General features: G+C 68.7%; 22 protein-coding genes. 9 read left to right on the top strand and 13 right to left on the bottom strand.

Annotated elements, in window-relative coordinates; translation table 11 throughout:
• Positions 1 to 472 precede the first annotated feature (472 nt).
• Both ACGF3J_RS22425 and ACGF3J_RS22420 read right to left on the bottom strand, forming a co-directional pair.
• Complete coding sequence (locus ACGF3J_RS22425; protein WP_161330153.1) at positions 473 to 2,401, bottom strand: N-acetylmuramoyl-L-alanine amidase; 1,929 nt, start codon at positions 2,399 to 2,401, stop codon at positions 473 to 475.
• 184 nt (positions 2,402 to 2,585) lie between these two features.
• On the bottom strand, positions 2,586 to 2,939 hold the full coding sequence (locus ACGF3J_RS22420) for an antibiotic biosynthesis monooxygenase family protein (RefSeq protein WP_161330154.1): 354 nt from the start codon (positions 2,937 to 2,939) through the stop codon (positions 2,586 to 2,588).
• 146 nt (positions 2,940 to 3,085) lie between these two features.
• Between ACGF3J_RS22420 and ACGF3J_RS22415 the strand changes: the two genes are divergently transcribed.
• Positions 3,086 to 3,352 (top strand): hypothetical protein, encoded by a 267-nt coding sequence (locus tag ACGF3J_RS22415; protein ID WP_202558467.1) that lies wholly within the window; start codon positions 3,086 to 3,088, stop codon positions 3,350 to 3,352.
• 191 nt (positions 3,353 to 3,543) lie between these two features.
• Positions 3,544 to 4,431, top strand: a complete 888-nt coding sequence (locus ACGF3J_RS22410) for an aromatic prenyltransferase (protein WP_161330155.1) — start codon at positions 3,544 to 3,546, stop codon at positions 4,429 to 4,431.
• 123 nt (positions 4,432 to 4,554) lie between these two features.
• Here the strand turns inward: ACGF3J_RS22410 and ACGF3J_RS22405 are convergent, their stop codons facing one another.
• The gene (locus ACGF3J_RS22405; protein ID WP_161330156.1) at positions 4,555 to 5,301 is read right to left on the bottom strand and encodes an SDR family oxidoreductase; all 747 of its coding nucleotides are present in this window, start codon (positions 5,299 to 5,301) and stop codon (positions 4,555 to 4,557) included.
• 435 nt (positions 5,302 to 5,736) lie between these two features.
• On the opposite strand from ACGF3J_RS22405, the gene ACGF3J_RS22400 reads away from it, so the two are divergent.
• The 3 genes from ACGF3J_RS22400 (at position 5,737) to ACGF3J_RS22390 (ending at position 9,356) form a co-directional block, all read left to right on the top strand.
• Entirely contained in the window at positions 5,737 to 6,276 is a 540-nt protein-coding gene (locus ACGF3J_RS22400; protein ID WP_237552640.1) for a sigma factor-like helix-turn-helix DNA-binding protein, read from the top strand.
• Between the two features lie 712 nt (positions 6,277 to 6,988).
• On the top strand, positions 6,989 to 7,789 hold the full coding sequence (locus tag ACGF3J_RS22395; protein ID WP_161330158.1) for a PTS sugar transporter subunit IIA: 801 nt from the start codon (positions 6,989 to 6,991) through the stop codon (positions 7,787 to 7,789).
• A 16-nt stretch (positions 7,790 to 7,805) separates the two neighbouring features.
• Positions 7,806 to 9,356 carry a PTS ascorbate transporter subunit IIC gene (locus ACGF3J_RS22390; protein WP_161330159.1) on the top strand — a complete coding sequence of 517 codons (1,551 nt, stop codon included), beginning with the start codon at positions 7,806 to 7,808 and terminating at the stop codon, positions 9,354 to 9,356.
• 336 nt (positions 9,357 to 9,692) lie between these two features.
• Here ACGF3J_RS22390 and ACGF3J_RS22385 read toward each other — a convergent pair whose 3' ends face one another.
• Positions 9,693 to 9,944 (bottom strand): hypothetical protein, encoded by a 252-nt coding sequence (locus ACGF3J_RS22385; RefSeq protein ID WP_237552641.1) that lies wholly within the window; start codon positions 9,942 to 9,944, stop codon positions 9,693 to 9,695.
• On the opposite strand from ACGF3J_RS22385, the gene ACGF3J_RS22380 reads away from it, so the two are divergent.
• The gene (locus ACGF3J_RS22380) at positions 9,943 to 10,155 is read left to right on the top strand and encodes a hypothetical protein (RefSeq protein ID WP_237552642.1); all 213 of its coding nucleotides are present in this window, start codon (positions 9,943 to 9,945) and stop codon (positions 10,153 to 10,155) included. The two genes, ACGF3J_RS22385 and ACGF3J_RS22380, sit on opposite strands and share 2 nt — an antisense overlap.
• Positions 10,156 to 10,299: 144 nt before the next feature.
• A complete protein-coding gene (locus ACGF3J_RS22375) occupies positions 10,300 to 10,569 on the top strand; it encodes a hypothetical protein (RefSeq protein ID WP_346346176.1) in 270 nt (89 codons plus the stop codon).
• A gap of 108 nt (positions 10,570 to 10,677) precedes the next feature.
• Here the strand turns inward: ACGF3J_RS22375 and ACGF3J_RS22370 are convergent, their stop codons facing one another.
• The 7 genes from ACGF3J_RS22370 to ACGF3J_RS22340 form a co-directional block, all read right to left on the bottom strand.
• Entirely contained in the window at positions 10,678 to 10,887 is a 210-nt protein-coding gene (locus ACGF3J_RS22370; protein WP_202558474.1) for a hypothetical protein, read from the bottom strand.
• 35 nt (positions 10,888 to 10,922) lie between these two features.
• Entirely contained in the window at positions 10,923 to 12,104 is a 1,182-nt protein-coding gene (locus ACGF3J_RS22365) for a low temperature requirement protein A (protein ID WP_161330161.1), read from the bottom strand.
• Positions 12,105 to 12,824: 720 nt separating this feature from the next.
• Positions 12,825 to 13,844, bottom strand: coding sequence for a porin PorA family protein (locus ACGF3J_RS22360; protein WP_161330162.1), 1,020 nt, complete (start codon positions 13,842 to 13,844; stop codon positions 12,825 to 12,827).
• 24 nt (positions 13,845 to 13,868) lie between these two features.
• Positions 13,869 to 14,345, bottom strand: coding sequence for a (2Fe-2S)-binding protein (locus ACGF3J_RS22355; RefSeq protein ID WP_161330163.1), 477 nt, complete (start codon positions 14,343 to 14,345; stop codon positions 13,869 to 13,871).
• A 27-nt stretch (positions 14,346 to 14,372) separates the two neighbouring features.
• Entirely contained in the window at positions 14,373 to 16,583 is a 2,211-nt protein-coding gene (locus tag ACGF3J_RS22350; RefSeq protein ID WP_161330187.1) for a molybdopterin cofactor-binding domain-containing protein, read from the bottom strand.
• 298 nt (positions 16,584 to 16,881) lie between these two features.
• The gene (locus tag ACGF3J_RS22345; RefSeq protein WP_393854518.1) at positions 16,882 to 18,105 is read right to left on the bottom strand and encodes an oxygenase MpaB family protein; all 1,224 of its coding nucleotides are present in this window, start codon (positions 18,103 to 18,105) and stop codon (positions 16,882 to 16,884) included.
• A 65-nt stretch (positions 18,106 to 18,170) separates the two neighbouring features.
• Entirely contained in the window at positions 18,171 to 19,400 is a 1,230-nt protein-coding gene (locus ACGF3J_RS22340) for an oxygenase MpaB family protein (protein ID WP_161330165.1), read from the bottom strand.
• A 138-nt stretch (positions 19,401 to 19,538) separates the two neighbouring features.
• Here ACGF3J_RS22340 and ACGF3J_RS22335 point away from each other — a divergent pair, with 138 nt between their 5' ends.
• A complete protein-coding gene (locus tag ACGF3J_RS22335) occupies positions 19,539 to 20,225 on the top strand; it encodes a TetR/AcrR family transcriptional regulator (RefSeq protein WP_346346177.1) in 687 nt (228 codons plus the stop codon).
• On the opposite strand, the gene ACGF3J_RS22330 is transcribed toward ACGF3J_RS22335, so the two are convergent.
• Complete coding sequence (locus ACGF3J_RS22330; protein ID WP_161330166.1) at positions 20,216 to 22,381, bottom strand: 3-hydroxyacyl-CoA dehydrogenase NAD-binding domain-containing protein; 2,166 nt, start codon at positions 22,379 to 22,381, stop codon at positions 20,216 to 20,218. The two genes, ACGF3J_RS22335 and ACGF3J_RS22330, sit on opposite strands and share 10 nt — an antisense overlap.
• 71 nt (positions 22,382 to 22,452) lie before the next feature.
• Positions 22,453 to 23,661: an acetyl-CoA C-acetyltransferase gene (locus ACGF3J_RS22325; protein ID WP_161330167.1), complete on the bottom strand. Its 1,209-nt coding sequence runs from the start codon at positions 23,659 to 23,661 to the stop codon at positions 22,453 to 22,455.
• A gap of 284 nt (positions 23,662 to 23,945) precedes the next feature.
• On the opposite strand from ACGF3J_RS22325, the gene ACGF3J_RS22320 reads away from it, so the two are divergent.
• Positions 23,946 to 25,766, top strand: coding sequence for a long-chain fatty acid--CoA ligase (locus ACGF3J_RS22320; protein WP_161330168.1), 1,821 nt, complete (start codon positions 23,946 to 23,948; stop codon positions 25,764 to 25,766).
• The last annotated feature ends 22 nt before the right edge of the window (positions 25,767 to 25,788 follow it).

Below are 25,788 nucleotides of genomic sequence, written 5' to 3'. Positions count from 1 at the left end.
TCCAGGACTGTCCAGGCCCTCGAGCGGGCCCGGCTCACGACTGCGGTAGCGCTGGTGCGGCCGCTCCGACCAGACGAAAACCTCGGTGCTGTCCGGCGAAGCGGTCGCGTCAGCGGGGCTTCCTGACGCAACGCCTCGCCCTCGCTCGACACCGGGAGGGCGGGGCGCGCGCACCCTTCGATGCTCAGGCATTCATCGCCGGCCGAAGGCACGGATCGAGGTCTGTCTGACGCGTTGCCTTCGGTGTCCTTCGTCGTCCGCAGGCTCGCGCAGCGCCCTCGTTACCGCCTCCCTGGTGAACGGGCCCTGAGGGGGACCGTCCTGACGGAAGACCGGTATCCGGTAGCGGAATGCCTGCGGTCGGGGGACCTTCCTCGAAGGTCCCCCGACCGCAGGCGGGAGCGTTGCCCGGATCAGGACGACGCAGGATGAGAAGGTCACGTCGCCGTTGACGACGGCGAGGTGCTGGCGGTCAGACGCCGCCGTTCTCCCAGTGGTGCGTCGCCGTGGTCGCGGTGACACCGGTCGCGTAGACGAGTGCGACGCGGTGGTTGTACTGCACGGTGTACATCTTCTTCCCACCGATGACGACCGCTCCGCTGGACGGGAAGTAGTCGTCGGTGGCCGAGGCGTCCTGGGTGGCCACGTACGCCTGTCCGACCGGGATGGAGTACATGCTCAGGGGGGCCTGCGTGGACGCGCCGAGACCGGCCGGATACTCCGCCTTGTCGGGATAACTGGAGCCGTAGAGTGCCACCGGCGCGCTTCCGGCGGGCTTGATGATCTTCACCCCGTACCGGATACGGGTGTTGGTGCCGTCCGGGTTGTGGAACCACACCTTGGCCCCGCTGAACCAGACGGCGGTCCAGTCCTCCCGCACCTCGGCCACCACGAACTGCTGACCGGCCTGTGCCGTGCTGCCCCAGTCGTTCACCCGGTTGGTGCCCGCGGCGGTGCCGTGGATCGCCTGGTCGCCGAAGAGCGGGGCGCTGTGGTCGGGGGCGGTGCGCAGGTAGACGAAGTTGGCCTGCTGCTGCCGTTCGATGCAGGTGGGGGTCTGCCCGGTGGGGTCATCCGAGGGGCACACCTGGAAGGTCTGCACGTTGTCCGTGAACGAAGGTGTGATCGCCACGACCTCGCCCGGCTGGGGCACGGCGGGCAGACCGCCGACCGGCGCCCCGAGCAGGCTCATGAAGTGGTTCCAGTCCCACGCGTAGCCGGGGTCCCAGTGCATGCCGGCGACCAGAGCGGAGTTCGGCCCGGCAACGTTGTCATGGCCGATGACGTGCTGCCGGTCCAGCGGTACGCCGAAGCGCTCGGCCAGGTACTTCACCAGGTCGGCCGTGGCCTGGTACTGCGACTCCGTGTACCAGGCGGCGCCGTGCGCGGCGAAGCCTTCGTGCTCGATCCCGATGGAGTGCAGGTTGGTCGAGTAGTTTCCGGCATGGAAGGCGATGTCCTTGGTCGGGACCATCTGGGTGACCGCACCGGAGGACGACATGACGTAATGGGTCGAGGCGGGGTTCGTGGGGTTGGCCAGACCCGCGACACCGGCGTCGTAGGTGGACTCCAGGTCGTGGATGACGATCGTGTCGATGCGGATGCCGTTCGTCGACCGGTTGGCCACCTGCCCGCCTACCGGAGAGCCGGCGACGAAGGTGCAGTCGACCGTCGTGGGGCATTCGGCAGTGGCCGCCGTGGATGCCTTCTTCAGGTGCAGAGCGTCGATCTGCTGCCGGTCGGGGGTGACCGAGGGGCTGGCAGCCAGCCGCAGGCGCTGGCCGTCCCGGGTCGTGGCTGAGGCACCGCCCCGCATCGTGCGGAAGACGCGGTCGGCGAAGCTCGCCGCTGCCTTCTCCTGTGTGGCCTGGCTGAAGCGGGCCACGGCCCCGTACCACTCGCCGGGGTCCGTGGGCGTCGCGCCGACCAGTTCCCGTTCGTACGAGGCCAGCAGCGCGGCGCCGCCGCGGATGTTCGCGGCATCGTCCTCGCGCAGGTCCCGTGCCGACAGGCCGGTCAATTCCGCGGCCTGGCGCAATGTGTGGAGGGCGGGGTCGGCGGCAAGGCTTTCGACGTCGGCCCGGCCCGCGGCACCGGCACCGCCGCCGGCCAGCATGGCCGAGGTGACGTCGGTGAGGTTCATCGGCCCGTAACCGCCGTCGGTGCTCGGCAGGCCGCCGTGTCCGTCCCACGCCGATTGCTGGTGGGACAGGGCGAGCAGGACGGCGGGCGGTATGTGGTACTCGTCCGCCGCGGCGAGCAGGGCCTCCTGGCGCTTCCCAGAGGCGTCATTCGCCGTGTCTGCCTGTGCCGCGCCCGACATGGCCAACAGACCACTCGCGAAGAGTGCGCCCACCGTGAAACCGACGGGCAGAACGGCTGCCCTTCGTGACTTGTGCAAGGTGATGCTCCCAGTGGAGAGGAAACGGGCATCGAGGCGCGCCGACCAGCGGCCGTGACGGGCCGTCGGCGCAGGACAACTCGATGCGAGGATGACTATAGGGCGAAGCTGGTTGTAGGTGCCACGAGAATCCGCACGGCTCAACACGGTTTGTTGTGACAGTGACGTGAAGGTCGAGACAGTGTCAGGAAGGACGGAACTCGACGACGACGCGATAGCCGGCGGGCTCCGACGTGATGTGGAGTTCGGGGTCGTCGAACAGGCGCTTGAGCGCGGCGTGCCACTCCTGATTGCCCGTGGCCGTGTCCAGTTCGGTGCCCGACGACCACTCGGCGACGTGTACGAACCGCGTCTCCGGGGCGTCGGCCAGGGGGCGGTGCAGCCGGGAGCGAATGAATCCGGGCTGCTTCGACATGATCCGGGCGTTCTCCTGGTACGCCTCGGTGAAGTAGTCGGCCTCCTCCGACGGCACGGTGTAGGTCTTGATCAGGACGACCGGATGGGCGGTGTGCGTCTTCGAGCTCAGTGAGTCGGTCATGCCCATTCGACAAGCGACGGCTCGCCCTTGTGACGAGTGGTCGAAACCCTCTCAACAGGGCCAGGAGGTCTGTCAGCGGCCGGAGTTGCTCAGCACCCCGCCGGTACGAAGCTCTGCCGCGCCGCCATGCGGTCGGTGAGGACCGGGTGTCCGGCATTGATGCCGATGTCGAGCACGGTGACCTTCACGCCCTGCCCGATGTTGCCGCCGGCCCAGGTCCTCGGGGCGACGATCTGTGCGGTGATGTCGTTCAGGTCGGCCTCGACCGGGGCGTCGAGCCAGATGTGCGCGCTCCCGCCGCGGAAGGCGGCGTCGGTACCTGGATCCCTGACGCCGTCGCCGACCGGATCCTCCCCGGTGACGGAACGCCAGAACGGGATGTGCCGCGTGACGCCATTTGCCTTGATGCCTGAGAGTGCGACCCAACAGTGTGAAGAAGTCCAGTATGGTGTGGTAGCCGAGTGGCCCGGATGAGGCCGTAGTCACACTGTGTCAGACTGATGCAGAGGCAAGGCGGTCCCGGGCGTGACTGTCGCGTTCACGGACCTACGAGCGAGTCATGTGCACAAGCACCCCTATGCGATCCGGAAGAAGCAGGAGAGCAATGCCGACTGGTAGAACGACGGATCTGGCTCGGTTCCATTCCGACCTCGAGGCGTACGCGGAGCTTGCCGAGGTCAACTTCGACAATCGAACCGTCGAGCAGGTGGTCGACGTCTTCGCGGAGCAGTTCGCCACGGGTACCATCACGGTCCGCACCACGACACAAGAAGCCTCCAACCGCAGTGTCAACTTCCGTTACATGTACCCGGATGCGCCCCATGATCCGATCGAGATCGCCCGGGCACACGACCTTCTTCCCGACACCGATCCCGCCGTCATGTCGCTGCTCGCAGAGGTCACCGAGAAAATCCCGCTGTGGTGGGGGCTGGACGCGTCGGTGGGACACGGCGTACAGAAGGTCTGGGCGTTCTTCGAGCAGCCCTTGGAATTCGGTGAGATCGCCTCGCTCGAAAACATACCCCGTTCCCTGCGCGACCATCGCGCACGCTTCGGCGAGGCTCGTATCGACAGATTCGCGATCATGGGTTTCGATTTCCGCGACAGTACGGCGAACCTCTACTCTGAGATGGTCCGTCCCGGCTATTTCGAACAGGGGGAAGTAGCCAGGATGATCCAGGACATGGGCTCTCTCCCACCGGACAACGAGGAGATCGGGCGCTGCCGGGGAGCGATCAACGTCTACTACACGTTCGACTGGAACTCCCCGCAGGCCCGCAGGCTGTGCTTCGCCGTCCCTTCGAGGGAAGGCGAGTTCCCCTCCCACCTGCACCCGCTCGCCGCCCGCTTCGCCGCCGAGGCTCCGGTGCAGGCTGAGAGCAGGGAACTGATCTTCAACCCCACCTTCGGCCCCCGGGGGAGTTACCTGAAGATGGAGGCGGACTACACCGGTGATGCTGCGACCCGGGTCTTCGGCTACTGGAACCGCTGATCGCCCCTCGAACGCATCCATCGCAGGCACGGCCCCCCGGAAGCAGCGTTCCGTGGGGCCGTGCTTGTCTGCCGGCGCCGGGACTTACCGGCAGGAAGTCCCGCCCGTTCCCGAAATGGGAGGCTAGCGCTGCCCTGCGGCCCACTCGTCGAAGTGGGTCTCCGCGATGTGTGCGTCGGTGCCGGGGAGCAGGTCGGCCTCCTGGAGTGCGGCACCCCAGTAGAGACCGTTCGGGTCGGTCACCACGGTTCGGGGGTCGTCCCGCACGGCGAGACCCTTGCGGATGAAGTCCTCCAGGCTGAACACGTCGGGGCCCGAGACCTCGACCGTGCCGTTGACGGGCGTGCCGACGGCCGTGCGCCCCACGGCGGCGGCCACGTCGCCCGAGAAGATGGGCTGGATCTTGATGGGGGCGACGCTCACGGTGTCGCCCTCCGTCGCCGAGTCCGCCAGGGACTTCGCGAACTCGAAGAACTGCGTGGCGTGCACGATCGAGTACGGAATCCCTGAGTCCTTGATCATGTTTTCCTGGGCCTGCTTGGCCTGGAAGTAGCCGCTCGCCTGGAGACGGTCGGTGCCCACGACGGAGAGCGCCACGTGGTGGGCGACGCCGGCCTCCGCCTCGGCCTTGAGGAGGTTGGACGTCGAGACGCGGAAGAACTCCTTTACCGCGTCGTCCGCGAAGGACGGAGAGTTCGACACGTCGACGACGACCGAGGCGCCTCGCAGCGCCTCGGCCAGGCCCTCACCCGTCAGCGTGTTGACGCCGGTGTTGGGGGCGGCCGGCACCGCCTCGTGCCCGTGCTCGCCGAGCCTGGCGACGACCTGCGAGCCGATGAGCCCGGTGCCGCCGATTACTACAACCTTCATCGGAACGCCTTTCAAAGGGTTCTCCCGGAACGGCACCCGACGCCGCGACCGGGCTGTCTTCACGTAACCACTGACCGGGCGGGAGCGCCGCCTGTGACAGGCGACGGAGCGAGGGATCTGCTTCCCGCAGCCTCTCCTTCATTCCTCCCCGTGTGATCCACATGCGGGTCCCTTCACCGGAGAATGACTGCGGAATGACTGCTGACCGGGCCGATGGTCCCGGTCGCCTCCGGTGGCGGTTTAGGTTCGGTCCATGAAGTACCACGACGTCTGAACGAGGCCCCTGTCAGGCCACTCGTCTCGGGAAGGAAACGTGGAGTGATGGACGCCAAGAGGGTTGGGCAACACGACAGTGGGGACGGGCGGGGACGTGCGGAGGCCTCGGTGCCAGAGGGGGAGCCACCCACCGGACCACCCGGTCGGACGGAGGACGTCTTGGCCCGGCAAGGGCCACGACTGTTCAGGATCGCGTACGGCATGCTCGGCAGCGCCACGCAGGCCGAGGACGTCGTGCGGCACGTCCGGCTGCGCTGGCAGGCCACCGACCCTGCGGCGGTGGCTGATCCACAGGCGTACCTGACCACGGCCACGACCCGATTGTCGATCCATGCCGCGCACTCCGCCAGGATGCGGCGCGCTGCATACATCGGCCCCTGGCTGCCCGAGCCCCTCGACACCGACAACGAGGGCGCGACCGGCGCCACGGGCACGAAGCCGGTCGAGTTCGACGTGTTGCTCATGCTTGAGCAGCTGGACGTCGCGGAACGGGCGGCCTTCGTGCTGCGGGAGACGCTGACCTCCCCCTACTCCGAGATCGCTGCCGTCTTCGGCGTCGAGGAGGCCCAGGCCCGGCTCCTGGTGCACCGAGCGCGACGGCACCTCGCCACTGCCCGTGTCGCGGACCGGCAAGGCCGCGAGGACACCGCCGGTCAGGCGCGTGGGGGCGACGGGGCCGAGGACTGCGAGGCCGCATGACCGGCCCGGCGCTCGCCGACCCTCCGCCACGTCGCGGCGTCGGTTCCGTGCCGACTGGCCGGATGCGGACGCGCCGGCCCGGGCACCGTCGGGGAATCGTGCGCACCGCAATTGACTGGCGCCCCGTCGAACGGGAGACGAAGGGGCCTTGCCGCCCTGACCGCCGCCTTCGGTGCGACCGTCGCGACGGCTCTCTTCCTGCTGCTCTACGCCACCGACTGCGGCTGCCCGTGACGCGCCCGGGCCGGTCGCTGCCGGAGAGTGCCGTCGGTCACGACTGACCCGAATCGTTCACGCCGATCGAGGTGACGACACTCCGCCTGCGAACCCCATTGCCCTGAGCGGGGGTTGCGACTGGCCCCGGTCGAGTCGGCACGACGCGGGAGCAGGACGAGCCGTTCGTCGGCCGCGTCGAGGCCCGGGGCGCTGCCTATCCGGGTCCGCAGGGCGCTGGTGGAGTCACTGTCGCTCTTCTGGATCATGGCGGCGGACTGGGCGCGCTCGATCTCTGTGATGGGGTGGACGACGGCAGGGGGTCTTGGTGCCTCCGCAGGTCCTTGTCTCGACCATTACCTTGTTCCGGATGGCGAGACGCACCTCACACCTTACCGGCGTCACATATCAGGTCACGGATGGTCAAGTAGGGGTGTAACGGCGGAACAGTCACCAGCTGGAACCGACCGACTTACGCCACGAAGGAGGTTCCCCTGTCATGAGCGCACTCACCGACCTTCTGTCGGCCGACCGCATCCGGCTCGACGTAGAAGCGGAGGACTGGAGGTCCGCCGTTCGCGCGTCCGGGCAGGTGCTGGTCGAAGAGGGCATCAGTACGGCCGCGTACACCGAGGCGATGGTACGGAACGTAGAGGAGAACGGTCCGTACATCGTCATCGCCCCGGGGTTCGCTCTGGCCCACACCCGCCCCTTCGAGGCGGTGCTGAAGACCGGCATGTCCTGGGTGAGGCTGGCCTCCCCCGTGGCCTTCGGTCACGAGACCAATGATCCGGTGCAACTCGTCGTGGCGCTGGCCGCCGTCGACTCGAAAGCGCACACGGCGGCGCTGGCGGCGCTTGCGAAGGTACTCGCCGACGGAGACAACGTCCGCGCCCTTCAGCAGGCGACGAGCCCCGAGGAAGTGCTGCGGGTGCTCGAGGGTGGGCCGACCGGCGCCGACGGCCAAGACGGCTCGCGGGCCGCCTCGCCCAAGGACGCCGCTCCGGCCTCGTCGGAGCAGAAGATCCTCACCGTCTGCGGCAACGGCGTGGGAACCAGTCTGTTCCTGAAGAACACCCTGGAGCAGGTCCTCGACCGCTGGGGCTGGTCCCGTCAGGTGTCGGTGGAGGCCACCGACACCATCTCCGCCAAGGGGAAGGCGTCGGAAGCCGTGGCCATCCTCACCTCTCAGGAGATTGCCAGGACGCTGGGTGACGTCGGCATACCTGTGAAGGTCGTCCGCGACTTCAGCAGCACCACCGAGGTCGACGCGGTCCTGCGCGACACCTACGACGTGTGACGAGAAGGGACCTGTCATGGACTGGGTCATAGACATAGCGAAGTTTCTCGTCAACGAGATACTGAGCCAGCCCGCCTACCTGATCGGCATCATCACCGCGGTGGGCCTGGCAGCTCTGAAGAAGTCCGTCGGGCAGACGGTCGGCGGCGCCATCAAGGCGACCTTGGGCCTGCTGCTGGTAGGAGCAGGCGCGGGGCTGGTCAGCTCATCCCTGGATCCACTGGGCCGGATGATCCAGGGCACCACCGGCACCCACGGCGTGATCCCGACCAACGAGGCGATCGTCGGCATCGCGCAGAGCGAGTTCGGTGCCCGGGTCGCCTGGCTGATGATCCTCGGGTTCCTGGTCAGCCTGGCCCTGGCCCGCTTCACGCCGCTGCGCTACGTGTTCCTCACCGGCCACCACATGCTGTTCATGGCGACGCTGCTGACCATCGTCATGGCCACCGCCGGACAGGGCTCGGTGGCGGTGGTGCTCGGCGGCGGCGTGCTGCTGGGCATCCTGCTGGTCGCCCTGCCGGCCTTCGCGCATCCCTGGACGAAGAAGGTCACCGGCAACGACACACTGGCCATCGGCCACTTCGGCACCGCCGGCTACATCGTGTCCGGCGCCACGGGGCAGCTGGTGGGCAAGAACAGCCGCAGCACGGAGGAGATGAAGCTGCCCGAGGGGCTGCGCTTCCTACGTGACTCCATGGTCGCCACCGCCCTGTCGATGGTCCTCATCTACCTGGTGATGTCCCTGCTGTTCCTGGCCAAGGTCGGCCAGGACGTGGCGTTCAAGGCATTCGCCGGCAGTGGCGGTGACCCGGCGGCCGACGTGGGCAACTACATCATGCAGTCGGTGATGCAGGGCCTGCAGTTCGGTATCGGAGTCGCGGTCATCCTCTTCGGTGTCCGCACCATCCTCGGTGAATTGGTGCCCGCCTTCCAGGGCATCGCCAGACGTGTGGTGCCCGGTGCCAAGCCGGCCCTGGACGCCCCGATCGTCTTCCCGTACGCGCAGAACGCCGTACTGATCGGGTTCATCTTCAGCTTCCTGGGCGGCCTGACGGGTCTGGCGGCCCTCGTCTGGGTGTTCAACCCGGCCTTCGGACTGGCCCTGGTGCTGCCCGGCCTGGTGCCGCACTTCTTCACCGGCGGCGCGGCCGGTGTCTACGGCAACGCCACCGGCGGACGCCGCGGCGCGGCGGTGGGGTCCTTCCTCAACGGTCTTCTGATCACGTTCCTGCCGGCGATCCTGCTCAAGGCGCTCGGCTCGTTCGGAGAAGCCAACACCACCTTCGGCGATGCCGACTTCGGCTGGTTCGGTGCCGTGCTCGGCAGCATCGGCAAGCTCGACGGGACCGTGGGTCTGATCGGCATGCTGATCTTCGGTCTGCTCATCTTGGCCGGTGCCTGGATCATGCAGACGAAGGTCGTCGACCGTGGCTGGATCCCGGGCGGTGGCATCACCACCGCGCCCACGGAAGCGGACGCCGTTGTTCCGGCACGGGGGGTGGGGATGGCGACGTACGCGAAGATCACCCCACCGCGCGGCGCTCCCACTCCACCGCCCCCTTCCTGAGCGGTCGTTGGCGTACGGCCCGTGGGCGGAGTGCCGTGTTCGGCCGGCGTGACGCCGGTGTCGGCGAGGCGGCGGGCGTATCAGCCAGGCCCCGGGCACGTCGCGCTGTACAGGGGTGGCCGGGGCAGACGCTGTGACGTCTGCCCCGGTTCACGTGACGCGCGGGTGGCAGATCGTGTCGGTGATCCGGGCTTGGGATGTGCCGACGGCGGCATTGGGATGCAGAAGTTGCGGGCGAAACTCGGCGGACAGCCGACCCTGTCGACTCCGGGAACGCGGAACGGCGGGCAGCGTGGCAGCGACCGCCCGACGGTGCCCCGTGTGAGCGTCGAACGCTCAGGCGGTGGCCTGTGCCGACTCGTTGATGAGGCGCGCGACATCGCCGGGAGGACGCGAGCCGCCGACCGCGTGCGAGGAGGTGAGGCTCCTGACCGTGGCGTTCGCCCGTTCGGCCAGGAAGGTCTGGGTCTGCGCCGCGATGCTGCGATGGGCCACGGCAACCCGCGAGGGGAGCCCTTTCCGCGCCGCGGCATAAACGCCCTCGCCCTGCGCAGTATCGGTCACGGGCCGCCGCTGGATGGCTGCCATGACCGTGGTGGTCTCCGCCGGGGACGTGAGCAGCGAACTGCTGATGCAACTCGCTCTGTTCGATGTGAAGGTCCGTGGACCGGCTTCCGCCGAGCAACGTGACGGGCACCGGGTGGAGCACGTCTGCGAGTGTGCTGCCGGGAAACTTGCCGGACAGTGTGATGAGGCTTACAGGGCAAGTATCGACCTTGCGACCGCGAAGGTCACGTGAGGCGCGTGCATGGGGCGCCGAGCGGACGCCGCGCTCAGCGGGCTCGCCGTACTCGACTGACGGGCCCACTGCGGGCACGGGTAGGATCCGGACCCTATGAGTTCCCCACGACCCCGGGTCCAGGTCAAACGCGCGGGCGGGCCCGTGGCTGCGATCGTCGTCCTCGGTGACCTGCTTGTGTGCGCTGTGCTGCTCCTGGCATCCATAGGGGTCATCGGCCCGGAGCCGACCACCCGGGCAGAGGAGACTGCTGCTTGGCAGTCTGCCGGGAAGCTGTATTTCGGCTGGCTGGTGGTGGGCGCGGCGTCGTTCGCCGTGCTGCGTATGCCGATGGCGCTGATCACGCACCTGACGACCATGTTGCTCTCGCCCGTTGCCCTGTTCGTGCTGCTGCTCTCGCCCGGTCTCGGTTGAGCCCGGGGCGGGAGGGGACGGCTCGGAGCGTAGGCTTCGTGGATGCGTCGCGGACCGCAGCCGGCGGAGCCGCCCCCCCCACGGTCTGGTGGGCCTCTGCAATCCGTTTCATTCCAGCGGCTCGTGGTTGACCCAGATCGCCTTGTACGGATGGCGGCTCTGCCAGCGCTTGATGAGGTCGCTCGCGTTGAGGGCGTCGAGGTCGGCCAGGCGCAGTTGCAGGATGGCGCCGGCGACGGCCACCGGAGCGTGGTCGTCGCCCGGGACGCGGCTGCAATGGGGCGACAAGTACCTGCCGCGGCCCGAGAGTCCGAGCATCCTGCGCCAGGCCGAAGGGACCGGGCGGCCTGGAATCAGTTCCTGACGCCATGCCTGTCGCGCCTGGCCGCGGACAAGTGCGCACAGATCGCCAGCGAGGCGATGACCCCGGTGCACAGGACGGTGTACGGCGTGAAGGTGGTGCCGAGCACGGCGAGGGCCGCGACAGGGATCACGGAGCCGGTCCTGACGGACACCGGGGCGGGCCGCCGGTGCAGGAGCCGCACACAGATGAGGAACAGGGCGACGGGCACCGTGTAGGTGGCCGCGGCCTGGACGTCGGTGAGGGCGGTGTGACCGGTGGCGTGGGCGACGTTGACCGCCAGCGCCGCACCCACAGCGGCCGCGGAGGCGAACACCACGTAGTGCCCGTATCCCCACAGCATGGCCGTCGCCTGGGTCCGCAGGCGGCGCGGAGCGTCCTGTGCGAAGTACAGCCACCAGAGCGCGAAGACGGTCAGGATGCCGCCCAGCGCGATGGTCAGGACGAAACCGGGATCTCCGTGGTCGTTCAGGGCGGTACGCACGGCCAGGCCGGCGGCCACGACGGACTCGCCGAGCACGATCAGGGTGAACAACCCGTAGCGCTCGGCTATGTGTTGCGCGTGCCAGGTGGTGCCTTCGGCCCGCTCGGCCCAGACCGGCACCGCGAGTTCACCGAGAGCGAGGACGGCGAACGAGGCGATGCCCGCTTCGTTCGGCATCAGCAGCCTGACCAGCCAGCCGATCTGCAGGACGAGGATCCCCAGGGAGTACCGAAGGGCGGACCTCCGGCGCTGCCGGTCCGTGTAGGCGGCGCGCAGCCATTGGGTGACCATGGCCGACCGCATGATCACGTAACCCCAGGTGATGACCGTGAAGTCGCCGTGCTCCAGCGCCTCCGCGGCCCCCGCCGCCATGACCAGGGCTCCGGTGATCTGGACCAGGGTCAGGACTCGATGGGGCACGTCGTCCGTGTCGTACGCGGAGGCGAACCACGTGAAGTTCATCCAGGCCCACCAGATCGCGAAGAACACGAGTGCGTAACCGAGCAGTCCGTGAAGGGGACGCCCCGCGCTGATCTCGTGCTCGAACGCCGAGGACGTCTGCGCCACGGCCGCGACGAAGCAGAGGTCGAAGAACAACTCCAAGGAAGTGGCGGTGCGGTGATCCTCCCCGGCGTGCCGGGCGTGCATCGGCCGGTACCGGGCGCTGGACGGGTGGGGTGACTGACTCATGACGTCCTGGTCTGAAGTGGCGGCGGGGACAGGGGCGACCGGGCGGTACGGGCAGCCGGGCCGCCGCCGTGGGTGAGCTGTTCGCGGAGTTCACGGCCGCCCCGCCCGCTTCGCCACTCACTACGACCGGGTTGGGTGCCGATCGGTGACAGCACCGGTGTCGGCTGGACGGACCGCTTCTCCGTCGGCATGGAGCCGCCGCGGCGGGGAATACCACGGGTCCCGCGTGGCTTGGTTACCGGTGAAGGGGCCTCGTCCTGCATCACAGCGAGCCGTATGCCCCGGGGGCGATCCCTATCTCTGCTCACGCAGTCGGACGCGGCCATCGCCACCTGGGACACCGAGCTGAGATGCAATGAATACGGTCTGTCACCGCTGGCAGAGGTGGGCTGGGTCGTCTCGCAGGTGCGTCCTGGATCGTCTGGTGGGTCTGTACCAGCACGGGGAGATCCCTGTGCTGATTCGGTGCTGACCCGAACGCCGGAAATCAGTCAAACCCGCAGGTCCTAGCCCCGATCGAATGAGTTGTCGTACCACTCGATGGTGGTGCCGACTCCTGGGGATCTGCGGGGACCGTTGCGTGTCGCCCTACCGTGGGAAGGGGCAGGTCAGGGGCGTATGTGGTGGGACGCCATAGTTCGGGGGCGAGCTATGCGCGCCGTCCCCATGCTGGGAATGCCCGCCCCACCGGCTTCACCCCCCTGACAAGTGCTGCGGGCCTCATCCCTGGACTCGGGAGCCGTGTCGGCGCTTCCGCGCGAGCATGAACGTGGCCAAGAGGAGCGCGGCGGCGAGGACTGCCATCGCGAGCGGTGCGAGGACGGTCAGGGCGGTCAGGATCCGACCGGCCGATGTCGCCTTGTCGCCCAGGTCCCGCACGCTCTCGGGAGTGACCTCGAGGGTCAGGGCCGACACCGGCAGCAGAGGCGTCGGAGCGCCGGCGACGGAGGTGGTCGCCACCGTTGTCCGGCTCACCGTCTGGTCCACGGCGATGCCGGTCTGCCGGTCGACGTAGGCGACCAGCGTCGACTGGCCCAGGTAGGTGAGCGGAACGGGGTCCGGCAGCGCGGCCAGCACCGTGGGTGTGAGACGGGCCCTTGTCCTGGAGTCGAGAGCTGGCACCAGGCTCGCGACGAGCTTCTTCGGCAGAGCGGTCGGTAGCGGCTTGAGCACCGCCGGGTCCTTGACGGGCGCCGAGACCCTGATCTCGTAGACATTGACGGCACGGCCCTCCCGTCGGGCGGTTCCGGTGTAGCGAACCGGCACGATCGAACGGGTCGTCGCGTCGTAGTACGTGTAGGAGTCGTCCTGTTCGGCATCCGGCGGAAAGGCCGAACTCAGTGCGCCCCGTGAGTTCTCCGCCGATGTCGAGGCCGGTGGCGACGCGCCCTCCCTGCTTGTCCGGTCGATGGCGTACGTCTTCGAGCTGGGCAGGGACTGCTCACCGGCATGGACTGTCATCGTGTCCTCGATCACGGCCGTGTCACCATGCGTGGAGGTGACCCGCACCCGCCGGTCGGCGGTGACGGCGATGCCGGTCCGGAGCGCGTGCGCCGTGTCTCCGGACCGAAGGGCCTTGGCGTCCAGCATGGTGGTCTCGCCCGCGTAGTGCACCGTCTGGTCGGTGTCGTCGGGCAGTTTCGTCGCGTTCGGGGCCACCACGAGACGTACGACTGCCGCGGCGGCGACCAGGACCACGGCCAAGGTGATGAGCACGATCGACGGACGACGTGCGGACACGGCGTCCTCCCTCCAGTTGTCTGGTCACATGTTCTCGGCGCCGGCTCTGATCGCTTCACGGATGCGGGGGTAGGTGCCGCACCGGCAGATGTTGCGGATACCGTCGAGGTCGGCCTCGGTGATGGTGCGGCCTTCTTCCTTGACCCGGCGGACCAGGGCTACGGCGGCCATGATCTGGCCGGGCTGGCAGTAGCCGCACTGGGCCACGTCCCGGTCGAGCCACGCCTCCTGCATCGGGTGCAGGTCCGCTCCCACGGTGGCCGGCAGCCCTTCGATGGTGGTGACCTCGTCGGACGGCCTCAGGTCCCGCACCGGGATGGCGCAGGGGTTCGCCGCCCTGCCGTTGAGGTGGCTCGTGCACGCCTTGCAGACGTTGATGCCGCAGCCGTATTTCGGTCCGGTGACGCCGAGGAGGTCGCGAAGGACCCACAGCAGCCGCTCGTCGTCCGGGGCGTCGACGGTCACCTGCTCACCGTTGAGGCGGAATGTGTGCGTGGGCATGAGAACTCCCAGGTGTCTCGCAGGGCTTCAGCGGACGTGGTCCAGGCCGTCGGTGGGGGACGCGGGGATGGGCGGGACGGTCGGTTTTGGTGCGAAGGAGAGGGTGCCGTGGTTGATCGGGAAGACCGTGGGCATCGTGCCGGTGGCACGGCCGTACGCGCACGCGACCGCGGCCATCGACGCTGCGACGCCGAGTTCACCCGCGCCCCCGGGCTCGCCGGTGCTGGGCGGCAGGACGATGACCCGCAGTTCGGGCGGTGTGTTCCACTGCCGGGTGTAGAAGTAGTTGTCCCAGCTCGCTTCGAGGAAGTGCCCGTCGCGCAGGTGCAGGCTGGAGGTCAGGGTCAGGGCGATGCCGTCCATCAGGCAGCCCATCATCTGAGCTTCCAGGCCACGCGGATTGACGGCGAGGCCGACGTCCACGGCGATGACGGCCTTGGTCACGCGTGGGCCGGCGACACCGTCCCGGACGGTGCGGCCGACGGTCTCCGGTCGGCAGTCGAGTTCCACCAGGACTGCGCTGCAGGAGTGGTATTCGGAGTGGAAGGCGATGCCCTGTGCCATACCCGCCGGCATGCTCCGGCCCCAGTTCCCGGCTTCGGCGGCCTTGTCCAGCACGGCTCGGCCGCGCTCGTCCCGAAGGAAGTCGTGCCGGAACCGGTAGGGGTCCTTGCCCATTTTCCCGGCGAGCCGATCGACCAGGAGTTCCCGGGCGCACGTGACGTCGGGGGAGTACACGTTGCGCATGCTGCCGGTGTTGAAGCCCTTGTCGGTCTCGCTCAGGAGCCGGCTGTTGGCCCCGAAGTCGTAGGGCATCGACTGGGAGAGCTGGAAGAAGGTCTCCGAGAATCCGATGTCGCCCACCGGCAGTCTCGCGGCCAAGGCGGTGAAGATCTCTCCGAGGCCGTGGCTGAGGTCGGTGGACACACTGGTGTGCCGCTGTCTGTACCCGAGGACGGTGTTGCCCAGGTACGAGATGCGCACGCGCGAGGTGCCCATGGGGTGGGTGCGACCCTGGCGGGAGTCGTCGGCGCGGTGCCACATGAGCTTCACCGGCTTGCGGATCCGCCGGGAGACTTCGACGGCCTCCAGCGCCGCGTCGAAGAAGAGCTTGCGGCCGAAGGAGCCCCCTCCCTCCGTGACATGCACGGTCACCGCCCCGAGCGGCAGGCCGAGCTTGGTGGCGATCGCCTGTTTCGCGACGATCGGAGCCTTGAGGCTCGACCAGATCTCGGCACGGTCGGGGCGCACGTCGGCTATCGCGCAGTTGGGCTCCAGCGCGCTGTTGCTGCGGAAGTGGAACGTGAAGCGTTCCTCCACGGTCGGCGTCACCGACGGCAGTCCCATGGGCAGTTCGGCGGCGCGCAACTCCGCGAGCACGGACTCGTCGGACTTTCCCTCGGCGCTGCCGGGTTGCCACGAGACCCGCAGGGCACGCACCGCGTCGATGCACCGGCCGAAGGTGGTGGCACGCACCGCCACCCCGGTCGATATCACGACGACGTCGGTGACACCGGGCATGGAACGGACCTCGGACAGGTTGGACACCGATCCGACCTTGCCGTTGATGGTCGGCGGGCGGCACACCATGGTCGGCAGGGCGTCCGGAACCTTCAGATCCAGCGTGAACTTCTTGCGTCCGGTGACCGCCGCGTGGGCGTCCACGCGGTTGTGCGGCTTGCCGATGACGGTGAACATGTCGCGGGGCTTGAGGCGGACCGACACCTCCTCGGGCCGCGCGCGTGCCGCCTTCGGGGACAGGTCCCCCATGTCGGCGCTCCGGCCTCCGGGGCCGGTGACGACTCCCGCCTCCCAGCTCAGTTCGGTGACGGCGGTGCCCCATTCGGTGGCCGCGGCCTGAAGCAGCCGGTTGCGGGCGACGGCGGCGGCCACCCGGATCGGGGTGTAGGTGGAGAACGTCGTGTTGGATCCGCCGGTGAGCTGGTTGAAGAGCAACTCCGGGCGCGCCTCGGCGAGAGTGATGTGCACCCGGGAGAGGGGGATGCCGAGCTCCTCGGCGATCAGCATGGCCGTCGACGTGGTGATGCCCTGCCCCACCTCGGTCCGCGGCAACGCGAACGACACGGTGCCGTCCGTGTTCACCTCGACCGTGATCAGGCCGGACGTCGGCAGGGCCGCCGCTGTCATCACGTCGTTGAGGTCGATCAGTTCCGTGATCTCCGGCGAGGGTATGTCCGCACGGGCCTCGGACGCGGGGACGAGCTGGGCCGCCGTCATCAAGGTGGGAGCGGCCAGGACGTATCCGAGGAAGCGGCGTCTGGCGAAGGGCTGCGCGCTCGAGTTCTGCCGGGACGAGTGATCGGTGTCCGTCACCGGCGGTCTCCTGCCCCTGCGGCCGGTGCCGGCGGCTGCGCGTGGGCCGCCCGAGCCGGCCACGAACGGCTCGTCTCGCTGTCGTGAGGTGTCGTCATGGTCTCAACTCGTTCTCGGCGTCGGTGTGGTAGCGGGACGTGGGGCGCACGGATGGGGGTACGCCGATGACGTTGTACCCCCACGTCGTGATGGCGTACGCGGCTCAGGAGGGACGGTTGGCGTCCGGGATCTCGAGGTGGATGCCCCGTCCTTCGCTGAGGAAGAGCAGGACGAACTTGCGGAGGGCCTCTTCCACGGTCCAGGCGGCCTGGGGGATCAGCGGCAGTGGGATGAGCCCTTCGCGGAAGGCCACCAGGAGCGGCCAGGCGGTGCTGATCAGCGGTTTCCAGAACGGCTCCCGGTCCAGCCCGATCAGGTCACCGGTCCGGTCGCCCAGCGTGTACCTGGCGAAGCCGTTGATGAGGGGCCTGGTGAGGCCGGCGTCGAGTTCCGCGACGATGTCGAGGAGGACGTCGGTCAGCTCGGTGCCCTCGGGGGTGGACGCCAGGATCGGGTCGAGGACCTGCTGGGACTGTGCGTGGGCCGCGTCCCAGGTGGCGGGGATGTACTCGTCCCGGACGCCGAGCATGTGGGCGGTGACCTGCCACACGTGCAGGTAACCGTCCGACTCGGTGGTGGTGATCGGGACCTTCCACTCCTTTAGCTTGCGCATGACAAACGTGGCCAGGCTGTGCCAGGTGACCATGATGTCGGCCTGGCTGATGGGTATCGTCTGGCCGCCGCTGGTGCGGGTCCAGCCCGGGGACTGGGGCAGCAGGTGCCGTACGGCGGCGTGCACCAGCCGGGTCTTCACGGCGGTCACGATCATCCCGCCGCGCGGCTGGTAGGCGTCCAGGTCCCCGACGTCGTAGCCGAGCTGGGCCGTCTTGGCGATGCGGTCCTTCATGTCCGCGCCGCCCTTGGAGTAGTAGACGGCGCGCGCCTCCCTCGGGATGGCGGTGCTCAACAGGCCGCTGCCCAGGCCGTACAGGGCTCCGGTGTAGATGCCCTTTTTGGTGGTAAACCTGGCGGCGGCCGCGAGCTTGTCCTGGTCCGCCCAGGCGGGCAGTTGGCGGGCCTCCTCCATGAAGTCGCGCAGGTCGGTGGGGAGTCCGGCCGGCAGGGGCTGGTCGTTGCGGGTCCACTTGCGGAGCGCTTCGTTGGCCTTGGCCACGTCGCCGCGCTCGATCACGGCGGCGAGGACGGGATCCGCCTCCTCGTCCCAGACCCAGTCGGGGTCGACGCCCGCTCCCTTGCCCGCCACCGAGCCGCTCGGCGCCCACGTCCACAGGGATCGTGCCTGGGCCGGTGACGCGGCCCCCAGTGCTCCGAGCGCGCCGAGCGCTCCTCCCATGATCAGCATCTTGCGCCTGCTCAGGTCGTCCATGCTGAGAACCCTTCCTTGAGTTCCGCCGAGGCCGCCGTGGCCGTCCGCGCGGGTGCCGGCTTCGGTCAGGCGGGACGGTTGGTTTCGGGAATGTCGATGTGGGTTCCGCGTCCCTTGGTGAGGTAGAAGAGGATGTACTTCCGGGCCGCCTCGTCGATCGTCCAGGCCAGAGGTGGTACGAGGGGCAGCGGGATCAGCTTCTCCCGGAAGGCGACCAGCTTCGGCCAGGCGGTCGCGATGGCCTTCTCCCAGAACGGCTCACGCGGGATGCCGTCCCAGTCGGCGACCTGGTCGCCGACCAGGTACCGGGCGAGGGCGTTGACGAGCGGGCGGTCGATCCCGCCGGGGCTGGTCTGCTCGGCGAGCTGGCGCAGCAGGATGTCGGTCAGTTCGACGCCCTCGCGCGTGGGGGCGAGGATGGGGTCGAGGACCTGCTTGGACTGTGCGTTGGCCGCGTCCCAGGTGGCGGGGATGTACTCGTCCCGGATGCCGAGCATGTGGGCGGTGACCTGCCACACGTGCAGGTAGGCGGCGGAATCGGCGGCCGGGATGGGCACCTTCCACTCGCGCATCTTCTGCATGGCGTAGGTGGGCAGACTGTGCCAGGTGACCAGCATGTCCTGCTGGCTGATGGGAATCGTCTGGCCGCCGCTGGTCCGGGTCCAGGCCGGTGACTGGGGCAGCAGGTGCCGCACGGCCGCGTGCACCAGGCGGGTCTTGACGGCCTGCACTATGACGTCGCCGTCGGGCCGGAACGCGTTGAGGTCCCCGACGGCGAAGCCCAGCAGGCTCGTCTTGGCGACCCTGTCCTCCATGTCGGCGCCGCCCTTGGAGTAGTAGACGGAGCGCGCCTCACGAGGGATGGCGGTGCTCAGCATGCCGCCGCCGACCCCGTTCAGCAGATTGAGGTACAGGCCCCTCGACTTGTTGAACTCGGCCGCCCGCTCCAGCTGGTCCCGGTCCGCCCAGGCGGGCAGTTGGCGGGCCTTCTCCATGAAGTCGCGCAGGTCCGCGGGGAGTCCGGCTGGCAGCGCCTGGTCGTTGCGGGTCCACGTGCGCAGGGCTGCGTTGGTCCTGGCCACGTCGCCGCGCTCGATCACGGCGGCGACCAGCCGGTCGACCTCCTCGTCCCAGACCCATTCGGGGTCGAGACCGGCTCCCTTGCCCGCCACCGAGCCGCTCGGCGCCCACGTCCACAGGGACCGTGCGTGGGTGGGCGAGGCCAGGCTCAGCGCCCCGAAGGCCCCCAGTGCGCCGCCCGCGAACAACATGTTGCGCCTGCTGAGTCCATCCATCGCTGCGAACTCCTCCTCGAGTTCTGTGGCACCGTTGCAGGGGTTGGTACGATGAAACACATCGTGCTTCGTTGTTTCAACAGGGGAGCACATGCGTGACGTGAACGCCAGAGGCTTCACAGAATCAGGGAGGCAGCCGTGGAACCTGTCCTGTTGGCACTCATGAGGTCGTCCTCCGGTGCTCCGTCCGTGCTGGAGAGCGTGTTCGCCGAGGCCGTCGAGGGTGGCGGCGGAGATGACGAGGTCTCGGAGCGTCTGCTCGACGCCGCCTACGAGCAGTTCTGCCGCATGGGCATCAAGCGCTCGACCATGACGGACGTGGCGCGGCTGGCCGGCGTCTCCCGGATCACGGTCTACCGCCGGTTCGCCACCAAGGACCAGCTGGTCGAACAGGTGGTACGGCGGGAGTTCCGGCGGTACTTCGACCGCTTCATCCTGGACATCCAGGACGCCGACACCGTCGCCGACCGGGTCGTGGTGGGGTTCGTGAGTTCGCTCAGGGCCATCCGCCGCAACCGTCTCATCGGCGGTCTCATGACCGCCGAGCCGGACGCCGTGGTCCCGTCCATGACCAGTGACGGAGGACGCACCCTGGCCGTGGTGCAGCAGTTCGTGGCATCACGACTGCTTCGGGAACAGCGCGCGGGAAGCATTGCCGGTCATGTGCAGGTGGACCTGGTGGCCGAGATGATGGTGCGCATGTCCGCGTCGTTCCTCGTCATTCCCAGCCATGTGATCGATCTCGACGACGACGAGCAGCTGCGTGCGGTGGCCCGGCAGTTCCTCGTGCCGATGCTCGGACCACCGCACTCACCTCACTCGTAGCGTTCGCCTCGCCCGGCCTTGGCCACGAGGGATCGCGGCGGCTCGAACCGCTCGCCGTACCGCTCGGCCAGCTCCCCGGCGCGGACGGCGAAACCGTGGAGCCCGCCGGCGTAGCCGTTGATGTACTGCAGTACACCGCCGGTCCAGGCCGGGAAACCGATGCCCAGGATGGAGCCCACGTTGGCGTCGGGCACCGACCGCAGTACGCCTTCGTCGAGACACCGGACCGTGTCCAGTGCCTCGGCGAAAAGCATCCGTTCCTTCATGTCCTCGAACGGGATCTCACGGCCCGGCACGGTGAAGTGCTCGTGCAGGCCCCGCCACAGCCGTGTACGCCGGCCGTCGACGTACTCGTAGAACCCGGCGCCCGAGGAACGTCCGCCCCGCCCGAACTCGTCGATCATGCGGTCCATGACGGGCTCCGAGCCGTGCGGACGCCAGTCGCCGCCCTCGGCCAGGACCGCGGCCCTGGTCTCCTCACGGATCTTCCGGGGCAGAGTCAGCGTCAGTTCGTCCAGCAGCTGCAGCGGGGGCGCGGGGTACCCGGCCTGCGAGCCGGCCTGCTCCACCGAGGCGGGAGGCAGTCCCTCGCCGATCATGGCCACCGCCTCGTCGATGAACTTGGATATCACGCGACTCGTGAAGAAGCCCCGGCTGTCGTTGACCACGATCGGCGTCTTGCCGATCTGCCGCGCCATGTCGACCGCCTTCGCCACGGTGTGCTCGCTGGTCTTCTCCCCGGTGATGATCTCCAGCAGGGGCATCTTGTCCACGGGGGAGAAGAAGTGCAGACCGATGAAGTCCTCGGGGCGCTCGACCGCCTCCGCCAGCCCGGTGATCGGGAGCGTGGAGGTGTTGGACCCCAGCACGGCGTCCGGTGCGACGACGTCCTCGATGTCGCGGAAGACCTGCCGCTTGAGGTCCGGATCCTCGAAGACCGCCTCGATCACCAGATCGCAGCCGCTGAGATCCGCCGGGTCGGCGGTCGGCATGATCCGTGCGAGCACCTCGTCGGCCTCGGTTCGGGAGAGCCGTCCGCGTGCCACGGCCTTGGCCAGGACCTGTCGGGAGTAGTCCTTGCCCTTCGTCGCCGCGTCGTAGGTGACGTCCTTGAGCACCACCGGCACGCCGCTGCGCGCGCAGGAGTACGCGATGCCGGCCCCCATCATGCCGGCGCCCAGTACGCCCACCCTGTGGACGGTGTGGGGCGGGTAGCCGTCGGGCCGGCTGCCACCGGAGCCGATGTGCTGCATGTCGTAGAAGAACGCCTGCATCATGTTGGTCGAGATCTGGCCCGTCATCAGTTCCACGAGGTAGCCGGTCTCGATCTTCTGCCCGGTCTCCAGGTCGACCTGTGCGCTCTCGACGGCCGCGGCGAGGATGTTGCGCGGCGCCGGCACGTTCGCCCCCTTGAGCTGCTTGCGCAGGTGCGCCGGGAGGGTCGGCAGCATCGCCGCCATCTTCGGATGGGAAGGGGATCCGCCCGGCATGCGGAAACCCGGGGCATCCCACGGCTGGGTGGCCTCAGGATGGGTCAGGACCCATTGCCTGGCCCTGGCGAGCAGTTCCTCCGGCGTCTGGGCGAGTTCATGGACCAGCCCCTTGGCGAGCGCATCCTGGGGCTTGTACTGCCGCCCCGTGAGGAGGATGTCGGTCAGCGCGTCCTGGAGCCCCAGGAGACGGACGGTCCGGCTGACTCCGCCGGCGCCGGGCAGCAGGCCCAGAGTCACCTCCGGCAGGCCGAAGCGGCTGCTCGGCGCGGACAGGGCGATGCGCCGGTGGCAGGCGAGCGCGATCTCGAGCCCGCCGCCGAGAGCCGTGCCGTTCATGGCCGCGGCCACCGGCCTGCCGAGGGTCTCCAGCCGGCGCAGCTGTGACTTCAGGACCGTGCACAGCTCACTGAGTTCCGCGGCGTTGTCCGGCTGTGCCGTGCTCATGAAGTCGATGTCTCCGCCGGCGAAGAAGCTCTTCTTGGCTGATGTGAGGACGACCCCGGTGATGTCGTCCCGCTCCGCCTCGAGGCGGGTGACGGTGGCCTCCATCGAATCCACGTAGGTCCGGTTCATCGTGTTGACCGGCTGATCGGCATCGTCCATGGTCAGCAGGACGACCCCGTCGGGTCCCTGTTCCCAGTGGATCATGTTCTTCGCCAGCATCGGTGCGGCGCTCCTTGTCGAGGGGGTGTACGTGGTCGGCACAGTTGGCACGCAGGGTGTGCGGGAGGGGGTCACAGTCGTTCGATCACGGTGGCGATGCCCATGCCGCCGCCCACGCAGAGGCTGACCACGGCCCGTCGCGCGGAGCGGCGTTCGAGTTCGTCCAGGGCGGTGCCCACCAGCATGGCCCCCGTGGCGCCGAGCGGATGGCCCATGGCGATGGCGCCGCCGTTGACATTGACCTTCTCCCACGGCAGACCGAGGTCCTTGACGTAGCGCAGGACCACCGAGGCGAAGGCTTCGTTGATCTCGAACAGGTCGATGTCGTCCACTGTCAGGCCGGCGAGGTCCAGCGCCTTGCGGGTGGCCGGCGCCGGTCCGGTGAGCATGATCGTCGGGTCGGCTCCGCTGACGGCGGTCGCCACGACGCGCGCCCGTGGTACCAGGCCGCACTCCGTTCCCGCCTGCTCCGTACCGACCAGGACGAGCGCCGAACCGTCCACGATCCCCGAGGCGTTGCCCGGGGTGTGTACGTGCTCGACACGCTCCACCCAGTGGTATCTCTGCAGAGCCACCGCGTCGAAGCCCGCCATGGTGCCGAGGTCCGCGAACGAGGGCTTCAGTTCGCCGAGCGCCGCCGCCGTCGTCTCCGGACGCATGTGCTCGTCCTGGGCGAGCACGACGACGCCGTTGCGGTCCCTGACCGGTACCACGGACTTGGCGAAGTAGCCGCCGGACCAGGCGTGAGCGGCACGCTGCTGCGACCGGACCGCGTACGCGTCGACGTCGTCGCGTGAGAAGCCCTCGATGGTCGCGATCAGGTCGGCGCCGATGCCTTGCGGCACGAAGTACGTGTCGTAGGCGGTCTCGGGATCCGCGGCCATCGGTCCGCCGTCGCTGCCCATCGGCACACGCGACATGGATTCCACGCCGCCGGCGATCACCAGGCGCTCCCACCCGGAACGGACCTTCTGCGCGGCCGTGTTCACCGCCTCCAGCCCTGATGCGCAGAACCGGTTGAGCTGGACGCCGGCCACGTGGTCCGGCAGTCCCGCCGCCAGTGCCGCCGTCTTGGCGATGTTCATGCCCTGGTCACCGACCGGGGAGACCACGCCGAGCACGACGTCGTCCAGACGGTCCGGGTCCAGACCGGGATGACGGCGGCGGATCTCGTCGATCAGGCCCGTCACCAGTGAGACCGGCTTGACGTGGTGCAGCGAACCCCGTTTGCCCCGACCGCGCGGGGTGCGGATCGCGTCGTAGATGAATGCTTCGGTCACTGTCCTGGCACTTCCTCTCGTCGGCAGGCGACGTGCTGCCGATCCGGGCACTCCGGGTGCAGGTGGTGGATCCGGTGGGACAAGTAAGGGCCTTTATTGGCTATCCGTCAATAGAGTTGGGTGCCGTCGCATCGCCTAGTGCTGGCTGAAGTGCGAGAGGAAATCCGAGCTCGGCGGACATGCTGAACGCCCATTGGACCGCTTCTATTGACTCCTTGCCAAGAGCGGTTCACTGTGGGGTCCGCTCAGCAATCCGCTCACGTCTCGCGAGGGAGGGGCCCGGCATGGCCACAGCAGAGCAGTTGCACGAGTCCGTCGAAGGGCTGACGATCACCGCACTACTGCGACGCAACGCCCAGCAGTACGCTGAGCGTCCGGCGCTGACCACCGGAATCGGCCCGGACGCCGGGACCCTGACCTGGTCGCAGCTGCGCGCCGAGGTCGCCGCGGTCACCCGTGGCCTGGTGACCCTGGGACTGAACCGGGGCGACCGCATGCTCATCGCCATGTCCAAGCGGGCAGAGCACTGGATCGCCGACTTGGCCGCCGTCCATGCCGGTGCCCTGCCCTGCAGCACGTACGACACGCTGAGCACCGAGCAGATCGGCGCCCTGGCCCGGCACAGCGCGGCCGCCGTCGTCGTCCTGGAGGGCGAGGAACAGATGCGGCGGTGGCGTCCGGTCCTGGACGACCTGCCGAACCTGCGCGCCGTCGTCGTGCTCGACTGGGACGCCGCCCCTGCCGACGACCCGCGTTTCGTCAGCTACACGGCCGTACGCGGCGCGGTGCCTCCTGACGACGCCGGGTTCGAGGAACTCACGGACGCCGTCACCACCGACCATCCGCTGACCCTTGCCTACACCTCGGGTACCACCGGTGACCCCAAGGGTGTGGTGCTCTCCCATCGCAACGTGATCCACGAGTGCCTGATGCAGGACCAGCTCGTCAAGGTGCCGGACCACCCGCGCTCGGTCGCGTACCTTCCCCTGGCCCACATCGCCGAGCGGGTCCTGGGCGTCTACATGCCCATCTGCAACGCGGGCCACGTCACGATCTGCCCGGAACCCGATCAACTCCTGCCCACGCTCCTCACGGTGCGGCCGCACGGCTTCTTCGGCGTGCCCCGCGTGTGGGAGAAGCTCGCCGCCGGCCTGCAGGCGAAGCTCGCGGCACTGCCCGAGGAACAGTCGGCGGCCATGGAACAGGCCCGGAAGACCGCGCTGGAGGCGTACCTGCTCCGCTCCGACGGCAAGGACGTCCCGACGGAGCTCGCCGAGGTGTTGGAGCAACTCGACACCCGGGTGATGCGGCCCGTCCGGGCCGCGATCGGACTCGACGCATGCCACCGGGCCTTCAGCGGCGCGGCACCCGTTCCGACCCGCGTACTGGAGTTCCTGGCGAGCGTGTCCCTGCCGGTCTACGAGGTGTGGGGACTGAGCGAGACCACCGGCGCGGCAACGGTCAGCACCCCCGGGGCCTTCGCACTCGGCTCGGTCGGGAGGCCGGGACCGGGCATCGAGGTCAAGGCAGCCGATGACGGCGAACTCCTCGTCAGGGGACCGGTCGTGTTCGCCGGCTACCTGCAGAGCGACGGTGGCATCGAGCCCGCGACCGATATGGAGGGCTGGCTGCCCACCGGAGACGTGGGAGGGGTCGATTCACGTGGCTTCGTCACCATCACCGACCGCAAGAAAGAGATCATCATCACCGACGGCGGGAAGAACATCGCCCCCACCAAGATCGAGTCCCTCCTGCGGGCGCACCCTCTGATCGCCCACGCCGTCGTCATCGGGGACCGGCGGCGCTACGTCACCGCGCTGCTGGTACTGGACGAGGAGGCGGCCCCGCTGTGGGCACGGGCGAACGGTATCGACGACGCGTCAGGTGTCGACGCGCTGGCCCGTCACCCGAAGGTCCACGCGGCGCTCGACCAGGCCGTGGCCGAGGCGAACGCGGTGCTGTCGCGCACGGAGCAGGTGAAGAAGCACCGTGTCCTCGCCGGCCCCTGGACCGCGGAGACCGGCGAGCTGACACCCAAGCTGAGCCTTCGCCGCCGCGCCATAGACGAAGCGCACGCCGCCACGATCGAGTCGATGTACACCTAGGTCCGGCACACCGCGACCACGG

The organism is Streptomyces sp. NPDC048171, assembly GCF_043202655.1.
Taxonomy (GTDB): Bacteria; Actinomycetota; Actinomycetes; order Streptomycetales; family Streptomycetaceae; genus Streptomyces.
Note: the sequence above shows the minus strand (reverse complement) of the source record. Positions and strands in the feature narration are given on the sequence as shown.